We start from the raw sequence: 8,866 nt of genomic DNA, 5'->3' as shown, positions 1-8,866 counted from the left end.
CCGACCACCAGCCCCAGCACCGTCGCCGCGGCCGTGCCGGCCAGCACACCGAGTTCCGGCGAGAAGCCAAGCGTCTGCATCGCATAACCGGTGACGTAGCCGGCAGAGGCGAGAAACATGGCGTGACCAAACGAGAGCAAGCCGGTGTAGCCGATCAGCAGATTGAAGGCCGCGGCGAACAACGCAAAGCACATGACCTTCATGATGAAGAGCGGATAGATGCCGAGCACCGGCACCGCGAGAAGCGCGATCAGCAGCAGACCGTAGAGCACTTTTCTCTGCATCATTTTTCCTTGCCGAAGAGACCCGCCGGACGCACCAGCAACACGAGCGCCATGATCACGAAGACGACGGTCGCCGACGCTTCCGGGTAAAACACACGCGTCAGCCCTTCGATCACGCCTAACATCAGGCCAGTCTGAATCGAGCCCATGATTGAGCCCATGCCGCCGATCACGACCACCGCGAACACGGTGATGATCATCGGCTGGCCCATCAGCGGCGAGACTTGAATCACAGGCGCGGCGAGCACGCCGGCAAATGCTGCCAGCGCGACGCCGAAGCCGTAGGTGAGCGTGATCATCAGCGGCACGTTGATGCCGAACGCCTCAACCAGCTTCGGGTTTTCAGTGCCCGCGCGCAGATAGGCGCCAAGACGCGTCTTCTCGATCACGAACCACGTCGCGAAGCAGACCACGAGCGACGCCACCACCACCCACGCACGATAGTTCGGCAGAAACATGAAGCCGAGGTCGGTCGCGCCGGAGAGTGCCGACGGCACGTCGTACGGCTGGCCGGAGGAGCCGTAGATCGAACGGAACACGCCCTCCACTACCAGCGTGAGCCCGAAGGTCAGCAGCAATCCATACAGATGGTCGAGCTTGTAGAGCCAGCGCAGCATCGAGCGCTCGATCACCATGCCGAACACGCCGACGATAACCGGCGCGAGTACCAGCATCACCCAGTACGGCAGCCCGAGGTACGAAAACCCCATCCACGCGAGCATCGCGCCGAGCATGAACAACGCGCCGTGCGCGAAGTTGATCACGTTGAGCAAGCCGAAAATGACCGCAAGCCCCAGGCTCAGAATCGCGTAGAACGAGCCGTTCACGAGCCCCAGCAGCAGCTGGCTCAGCATTGCCGGTAGCGGAACGCCAAAGATTTCCATTGAAGCCTTAATCCCTTAAGCCATCGCCAAGGTGAGATCGGTCATGCACGATCCGGCCGGCGTGCGATCGGTGAGCCATGCGCCGATCACACGCGGCATGTGAAACGCTTTACCGTCGAGCTGTGTACCATCACGGCGCCATTAATCTCCGGTCAGATGGAGCTCAAAGGCGGCCGTGTGGTTATCAACCCGCGCTTATTTCCACAACGCGCAGCGCGTCTGCGCCTTGGTCGTGAACGCCTGTTCGCCCGGGATCGTCGCCATGATCTTGTAGTAGTCCCACGGCTCCTTGGATTCGGCCGGCGTCTTCACCTGCATCAGGTACATGTCGTGGATCATGCTGCCGTCCTGACGGATATAGCCCTTGGCGTAGAAGTCGTCGATTTTGGTCTTCTTCAGTTGCGCCATCACCTTGTCGGTATCGGTAGAGCCGACTGCCTTCACCGCGTTCAGGTAGGTCATGGTCGCCGAGTAATCCGCGGCTTGCAGGCTCGACGGCATCTTCTTGGTCTTCTCGAAGTAGCGCTGCGCCCACTTACGCGTGGCGGCGTCCTTGTTCCAGTACCAGCTGTCGGTCAGCACCAGGCCTTGCGTGGTTTCCAGACCCAGGCTGTGCACGTCGTCGATGAACATCAGCAGCGCGGCCAGTTTCATTGTCTTGGTGATGCCGAATTCCTTGGCCGCCTTGATTGAGTTGACCGTGTCGCCGCCCGCGTTGGCGAGGCCGAGAATCTGCGCCTTCGACGCCTGCGCCTGCAACAGGAACGAGGAGAAGTCCGATGCCGACAGCGGATGCCGCACCGCGCCGAGCACCTGGCCACCATTCGCCTTCACCACGTCCGAGGTGGCTTTTTCCAGCGCCTTGCCGAACGCGTAGTCAGCCGTCAGGAAGTACCACGTCTTGCCGCCCTGCTTCGTCACCGCAGAACCGGTGCCGTTGGCCAGCGCCGTGGTGTCGTACGCATAGTGAATCGTGTACGGCGTGCATTGCTCGTTGGTCAGCGTGTCCGCGCCGGCGCCGATGTTGATGTAGACCTTGTGTTTCTCGCCGGCCACCGTGTTCATCGACAGACCGGTCGCCGAGTTCGTGCCGCCGATCAGCATATCGACGCCATCGCGGTCGAACCATTCGCGCGCGCGCGACGCGGCGATATCCGCCTTGTTCTGGTGATCCGCGTAGACCAGCGTAATGGGCTTGCCGTCGACCTTGCCGCCGAAGTCGGCGATTGCCATGCGGATCGCTTCGAGGCCGCCCTGGCCGTCGATGTCCGCATACAGCCCCGACAGATCGGTGATGAAGCCGATCTTGACCGCATCGTCAGCCGCTTGCGCGCTGCTCATCGTCAACGCGGCGCCGGCGGCAACCGCGAAACATAGTGTGGCAAGCCGCGCGAGTGGGTTCTTTTTCATTCCTGTCTCCTGGTTTCTTCGCTTGTGGTTATCAGAGGCAATCGGACGCTTTTCGTTACTTCCTGTCTATACGCCCAGTAGATCGTGCAGTACCGGCATCTTGCTTTCGAGCTCAGTGGCCCCGAAGTGTTCCACGATCCCACCGTGCTCCATCACGTAGAAGCGATCGGCGAGGGGCGCGGCAAAGCGGAAATTCTGTTCGACCATCACGACGGTGTAGCCGCGCGCCTTGAGCGTCATGATCATGCGCGCGAGCGCTTGCACGATGACGGGTGCGAGGCCTTCCGAGATTTCGTCGAGCAACAGCAAACTCGCACCGGTGCGCAGAATGCGCGCGACGGCCAGCATCTGCTGCTCACCGCCCGAGAGCCGCGTGCCCTGGCTCATGCGGCGTTCCTGCAGATTCGGAAACATCGAATAGATTTCTTCGAGCGACATCATGTGCGCCTTGTCGCCGACGGGCGGCGGCAACAGCAGATTTTCCTCACACGAGAGGCTCGAAAAAATGCCACGCTCTTCCGGGCAATAACCGATGCCGCAATGGGCGATGCGATGCGTGGGCAGGTTGATGGTTTCGCGTCCGCCGATGCGGATCGAACCGGTGCGCCGGCCGGTCAGGCCCATGATCGCCCGCAAGGTGGTGGTGCGCCCCGCGCCGTTGCGGCCAAGCAGCGTGACGACTTCGCCACGGTTTACCGTCAGATCGACGCCATGCAGGATATGGGACTCCCCGTACCATGCCTGCAAACCCGCGATTTCCAGCGCGGGGGCACCGCCAGCCGTGTCGCTCACTTCGAGGCCTTCACGCTCCGCAATCGTGTTCATGCGTGAGCTCCGGCGAGCGCCGCATCCGCGCTGCCCATGTAGGCCTGCATCACGAGTGGGTTCTTCGATACTTCAGCGTAGCTGCCTTCAGCAAGCACTTCGCCCCGTTGCAGCACAGTGATGGTGTCGGAGATGCCGGCGATCACGTTCATGTTGTGCTCGACCATCAGGATCGTGCGGCCGCTCGATACTTTCTTGATCAACGCGGTGACGCGATCGACGTCTTCATGGCCCATGCCTTGAGTCGGCTCGTCCAGCAACATCAACTCGGGCTCCATCGCGAGCGTGGTGGCGATTTCCAGCGCGCGTTTGCGGCCATAGGACAGTTCTACCGTGAGCACGTCGGCGAAATCGGTCAGTCCGACCTGAGTGAGCAGATCCATCGCGCGATCGTCGAGTTGGTGCAGCGTGCGTTCGCTCTTCCAGAAGTGAAATGCGGTGCCCAGCACGCGTTGCAAACCAATGCGCACGTTCTGCAATGCTGTCAGATGCGGAAACACAGCAGAGATCTGAAATGACCGGATGATGCCGCGTCGCGCGATTTGCGCCGGGCGTTCATTGGTGATGTCGACGCCGTTGAAGACGATCTGACCCGCAGTCGGTTCGAGAAATTTGGTGAGCAGATTGAAGCAGGTGGTCTTGCCCGCCCCATTCGGGCCGATCAACGCATGGATCGAGCCACGGCGCACACGCAGGTTCACCCCGTTCACGGCGATGAAGCCTTTGAACTCACGGGTGAGCCCGCGAGTTTCGAGAATCGTATCGCCGAGAATCATGTTCCCTTCCATACGGAGTAAGGCGAAGCACTACGATCTTCCGCGCAAACCCCTGCGCGACGTTTGATGACGGCGACACCCCCGTGTCGCTCGTTGGCGTGCTGCACCAATCCGGACGGTAATCCATAGGGCGGCACGCAGCATGGCTGCCATTGTCGCGCCAATGATGCAGCGCATTCATTGGGATTTGCACTTAGTGGATGACGACTGCGTGAAACAGGCCGACGGCACGCGCGAGGCGTGCCGGAGCGGGGTTTGGATCTTGCGCGGGGCGTGCCCGGGATGCCCGAGCGATTCTTGGATCGTGCTCCAGCGGGCCTTCGGATGCCCGAGCGGCGCTTAACTTTGCTCAAGACATGCCAGGGAAAGTCCGAGGCACGCGCCGCTGCCTCGGCTGCCGTGCCAAACCGCGTGCCAGTTCCTGCACACGGCGTGTCACATGGTGGACATGGACGGCGCAGCGCTCGTCTGAGCCAGCACGCTGCTGGCGACGCCTGCGCGGCGGTCTTCGCGGATCATGTCGCTGGCGCGTTCGGCGATCATCAGGGTCGGCGAATTGGTGTTGCCCGAGGTGATGGACGGCATGACGGACGCATCGACCACGCGCAAACCGTCAACACCGATAACTCGTAGCCGGTTGTCGACTACCGCGCCGGGATCGTCGATGGTGCCCATGCGGCACGTGCCGACCGGATGAAAAATGGTGGTGCCGACCGCACCCGCGGCCTGCCGAAGTTCATCTTCGGTCTGGTACTGAATACCGGGCAGAATCTCTTGCGGCCGATAGCGCGCGAGCGCAGGCGCGGCGGCAATGCGACGCGTGAGACGCAACGCGTTGGCGGCGACGTGCCGGTCGTAGTCCGTGGACAGATAGTTGGGCGAGATCAACGGTGGCGCCGAAGGATCGTTTGATTCAATGTGAATGCTGCCGCGCGAGGTCGGCCGCAACTGACACACCGAGGCGGTGAATGCATTGAAGCGATGCAGCGGTTCACCGAAGCGATCGAGCGAGAGCGGCTGCACGTGATACTCGAGGTCGGGGCGCGTGAGCGAGCGATCATCCGGATCGGACTTGGCGAACGCGCCGAGTTGCGATGGCGACATCGACATCGGGCCGCTTTGAAAGAATGCGTACTGCATGCCGATCAACAGCTTGCCCCACCAATGGGCGGAGGCGGTATTGAGTGTGCGCACGCCGTCGACCTTATAGGCCATGCGCAATTGCAAATGGTCCTGCAGATTTTCGCCGACACCGCGCAGATCGTTCACGACCTCGATGCCGAGGTTCTGCAGGCGTGCGCCATTACCGATACCTGACAGTTCGAGCAATTGCGGCGAGTTGACCGCACCCGAACTGAGGATGACTTCACAGCGGGCTTTGGCGAGATAGTCGGCGTTGTCGCCGCGATATTCGACGCCGGTGCAGCGACGTCCTTCGAACACGACGCGCTGTGTGTGCGCGCCGGTGATGACGGTGAGATTTGGGCGCTTGAGCGCTGGGCGCAAGAATGCTTTCGACGCGTTCCAACGGATACCGCGTTTCTGATTGACGTCGAAGTAGCCGACGCCGGTGTTGTCACCGCGATTGAAGTCTTCGGTGGCGGGTATACCGGTTTGTTGCGCGGCGTGTGAAAACTCTTCGAGGATTTTCCATTTCAGGCGTTGCTTTTCGACGCGCCATGGGCCGCCTGCGCCATGCGATTCCGACGCGCCGGCGTGATGGTCTTCGCTGCGTTTGAAGATGGGGAGGACGGCGTTCCATGACCAGGAGGCGTCGTTGGTGACACGGGCCCAATCATCGTAGTCCTCGCGCTGGCCGCGCATGTAGATCATGCCGTTGATGGATGAGCTGCCGCCCAGTACTCTGCCGCGCGGATATGAAAGGGAGCGGCCGTTCAGGCCGGGTTCTGACTGGGTTTTGTAGAGCCAGTCGGTGCGAGGATTGCCAATGCAGTAGAGATAGCCTACCGGCACGTGGATCCAGTGATAGTCGTCTTTGCCGCCGGCTTCCAGAAGGAGGACCTGGATTTCTGGATCTTCAGACAGGCGATTGGCCAGGAGGCAGCCTGCCGTGCCGGCGCCTACGATGATGTAGTCGAATTCGCCTTCTGTACGCCTGGCGGCGTGGGGTTTGGTGTTGATCATTGTTTTGTCTCCTGATCTTTGTTGCCTGCGGGGCGCTTACTATCTGTCTTTCTGTCTTTCTGTCTGTCTGTCTGTCTTTCTGTCTGTCTGCGGCGGTGGGCTTTTCCTGATCTGGTTGTCTGCTGGGCGCCTGGTTGTCTGTGTGCCTATGGCGTTGGCCTTTCCTTGTGTTCTTATTGGTCTATTAGCGTTGCCCCTGTGCGGGGCGGCACTTACTTTCTTTGCCGCCGCAAAGAAAGATAAGCAAAGAAAGCGGCTCAACCCGCCAGCTTATAAGCGGGTCCCCCGCACAGTCACAGTAGTGGTGCATCTGGAATCCGTTCCCTCGCACATTCAGCCTCAGTGACCAGGCAGTCATACTTCCAGCGACGCTACGCGCGCCGAAGACCATTTCATAAAACCAACCACCTTGTTTTCGCACTCGCGCTTCAGTCGGCACGGTGTACCAACCCGTGCCACCGTTTCACTGTTGCGCCTTTTGCCTTTTCGCCTTTTCGCCTTTTCGCCTCGCCGCCTCTTCGCGTTGCCACGTCTTCGCTTGTGCCTCTCTCGACGGGGTCGCTTGTGCGCATCCTCGGGGCGGAGCCGAGGGCCTCGCCGCCCCAAACGAAGCCGCGGGTTTCCCGTGCATACCCATCCGCGACGCACGTAGTGCGGAGTGGGAGCTGAAGACGGCTTAGTCACTAACGCCGAATGTGCGAAGGCACGGATTCCAGATGCACCACTACCGCGACTGCGCGGGGGACCCGCTTATGAGCTGGCGGGTTGAGCCGCTTTCTTTGCTTATCTTTCTTTGCGGCGGCAAAGAAAGTAAGTGCCGCCCCGCACAGGGGCAACGCTAATAGACCAATAAGAACACAAGGAAAGGCCAACGCCGCAGGCACACAGACAACCAGGCGCCCAGCAGACAACCAAATCAAGAAAAAAGCCACCGCCGCAGGCAGACAAACAACCAACCGCCCGCAGGCAAAAAAAACCATTACCTCTTATTTAGCCACCGGCATAGCAAACTCAGCCCCCTTCCCGATGCTATCGGGCCACCTCTGCATGATGCTCTTATACCGCGTATAAAACCTCACACCCTCTTCCCCATAGGCATGGTGATCACCAAACAAAGACCTCTTCCACCCACCAAAAGAATGCCATGCCATCGGCACAGGAATCGGCACATTAATCCCCACCATCCCAATCTCGATCCGCCGCGCAAATGCCCGAGCCACACCACCATCGGAGGTAAACAACGACACCCCATTGGCAAACTCGTTAGCATTAATCAACTCGACAGCAGACGCAAAATCCGGCACCCGCACAACACACAGCACCGGACCAAAAATCTCCTCGCGATAAATCTTCATGTCGGTCGAGACATCATCGAACAAAGTGCCGCCAAGAAAGAACCCTTTCTCATGCCCGGCCACCTGATGGCCCCGTCCATCCACAACCAGCTTCGCACCAGCCTCAACACCGGCATCGATATAACCTGTCACTTTCTCGCGATGCGCGGCCGTCACCAACGGCCCCATCTCGGCTTCCGATTCCATGCCGTTGAGAATCTTCAGGCTCTTCACTCGCGGCGTCAGTCGCCCGATCAATTCATCGGCGATATGCCCCACTGCGACAGCCACCGAAATCGCCATGCAACGCTCGCCCGCCGAACCGTAGGCCGCACCGATCAATGCATCGACCGCCTGATCGAGATCCGCGTCCGGCATCACCACGAGGTGATTCTTCGCACCGCCCAACGCCTGCACGCGCTTGCCGTGCTTCGTGCCTTCCGTATAGATGTACTCGGCAATCGGCGTCGAACCGACAAACGACAACGCGCTCACCTCGGGATGCACGAGCAACGCATCCACCGCGACCTTGTCGCCATGCACGACGTTGAACACGCCATCCGGCAAACCCGCTTCTTTCAGCAGTTCCGCCAATCGATTCGAGACGGACGGATCGCGCTCCGATGGCTTCAGCACGAACGTGTTGCCGCAGGCGATCGCCACCGGAAACATCCAGCACGGCACCATCATCGGGAAATTGAACGGCGTAATCCCGGCGACCACGCCCAGCGGCTGACGCAAATTCCAGTTGTCGATGCCGCCGCCGATCTGGTCGGTGAAGTCGGTCTTCAACAGATTCGGAATGCCGCACGCGAACTCGACGATCTCGATGCCGCGCATCACCTCGCCCTTCGCATCCGAAAACACCTTGCCGTGCTCGCGCGTGATCAACTCCGCGAGTTCGTCATGGTGACGGTCGAGCAATTCCTTGAACTTGAACAGCACGCGCGCCCGCTTGATCGGCGCGGTTTCGCTCCATGCGGGAAACGCCGCGTTGGCGGCAGCGACCGCCGCATCCACTTCCGCGACGCTCGCCAGTGGCACGCGCGCGCTCACGCTGCCAAGCGCGGGATTGAAGACGTCGCCGAAACGGCCGCTCGTGCCGTCGATCCGCTTGCCGTTGATGAAATGGGTCAGCGCGCGTGCGCTCGTCTCGCTCCGGACGGTTTCGTCCTGATATGTCTCGCTCATCGTCTTGTCCTCTTCCT

The 8,866-nt window shown here is 60.6% G+C and carries 7 protein-coding genes; all 7 read right to left on the bottom strand.

Going from position 1 to position 8,866, the window contains the following annotated elements; translation table 11 throughout:
• A partial coding sequence (locus tag QOC89_RS29605; RefSeq protein ID WP_416340503.1) for an ABC transporter permease subunit occupies positions 1–284 on the bottom strand: 284 nt, incomplete at its 3' end.
• On the bottom strand, positions 284–1,168 hold the full coding sequence (locus QOC89_RS29600; RefSeq protein WP_323048289.1) for a branched-chain amino acid ABC transporter permease: 885 nt from the start codon (positions 1,166–1,168) through the stop codon (positions 284–286). The genes QOC89_RS29600 and QOC89_RS29605, both read right to left, overlap by 1 nt.
• A 195-nt stretch (positions 1,169–1,363) precedes the next feature.
• Positions 1,364–2,578 carry an ABC transporter substrate-binding protein gene (locus tag QOC89_RS29595; RefSeq protein WP_323048288.1) on the bottom strand — a complete coding sequence of 405 codons (1,215 nt, stop codon included), beginning with the start codon at positions 2,576–2,578 and terminating at the stop codon, positions 1,364–1,366.
• Between the two features lie 66 nt (positions 2,579–2,644).
• Positions 2,645–3,403: an ABC transporter ATP-binding protein gene (locus QOC89_RS29590; protein ID WP_323048287.1), complete on the bottom strand. Its 759-nt coding sequence runs from the start codon at positions 3,401–3,403 to the stop codon at positions 2,645–2,647.
• Positions 3,400–4,179, bottom strand: a complete 780-nt coding sequence (locus QOC89_RS29585) for an ABC transporter ATP-binding protein (RefSeq protein ID WP_323048286.1) — start codon at positions 4,177–4,179, stop codon at positions 3,400–3,402. The genes QOC89_RS29590 and QOC89_RS29585 overlap by 4 nt, the downstream gene beginning before the upstream one ends.
• A gap of 435 nt (positions 4,180–4,614) precedes the next feature.
• Positions 4,615–6,324 (bottom strand): GMC family oxidoreductase, encoded by a 1,710-nt coding sequence (locus QOC89_RS29580; RefSeq protein WP_323048285.1) that lies wholly within the window; start codon positions 6,322–6,324, stop codon positions 4,615–4,617.
• A 986-nt stretch (positions 6,325–7,310) separates the two neighbouring features.
• Positions 7,311–8,849: a CoA-acylating methylmalonate-semialdehyde dehydrogenase gene (locus QOC89_RS29575; protein WP_323048290.1), complete on the bottom strand. Its 1,539-nt coding sequence runs from the start codon at positions 8,847–8,849 to the stop codon at positions 7,311–7,313.
• Between the last annotated feature and the right edge of the window lie 17 nt (positions 8,850–8,866).

It is taken from the genome of Paraburkholderia sp. (assembly GCF_034668105.1).
Taxonomy (GTDB): domain Bacteria; phylum Pseudomonadota; class Gammaproteobacteria; order Burkholderiales; family Burkholderiaceae; genus Paraburkholderia.
The sequence above is the reverse complement of the archived record's forward strand: the minus strand, read 5'-3'. Positions and strand labels throughout refer to the sequence as shown.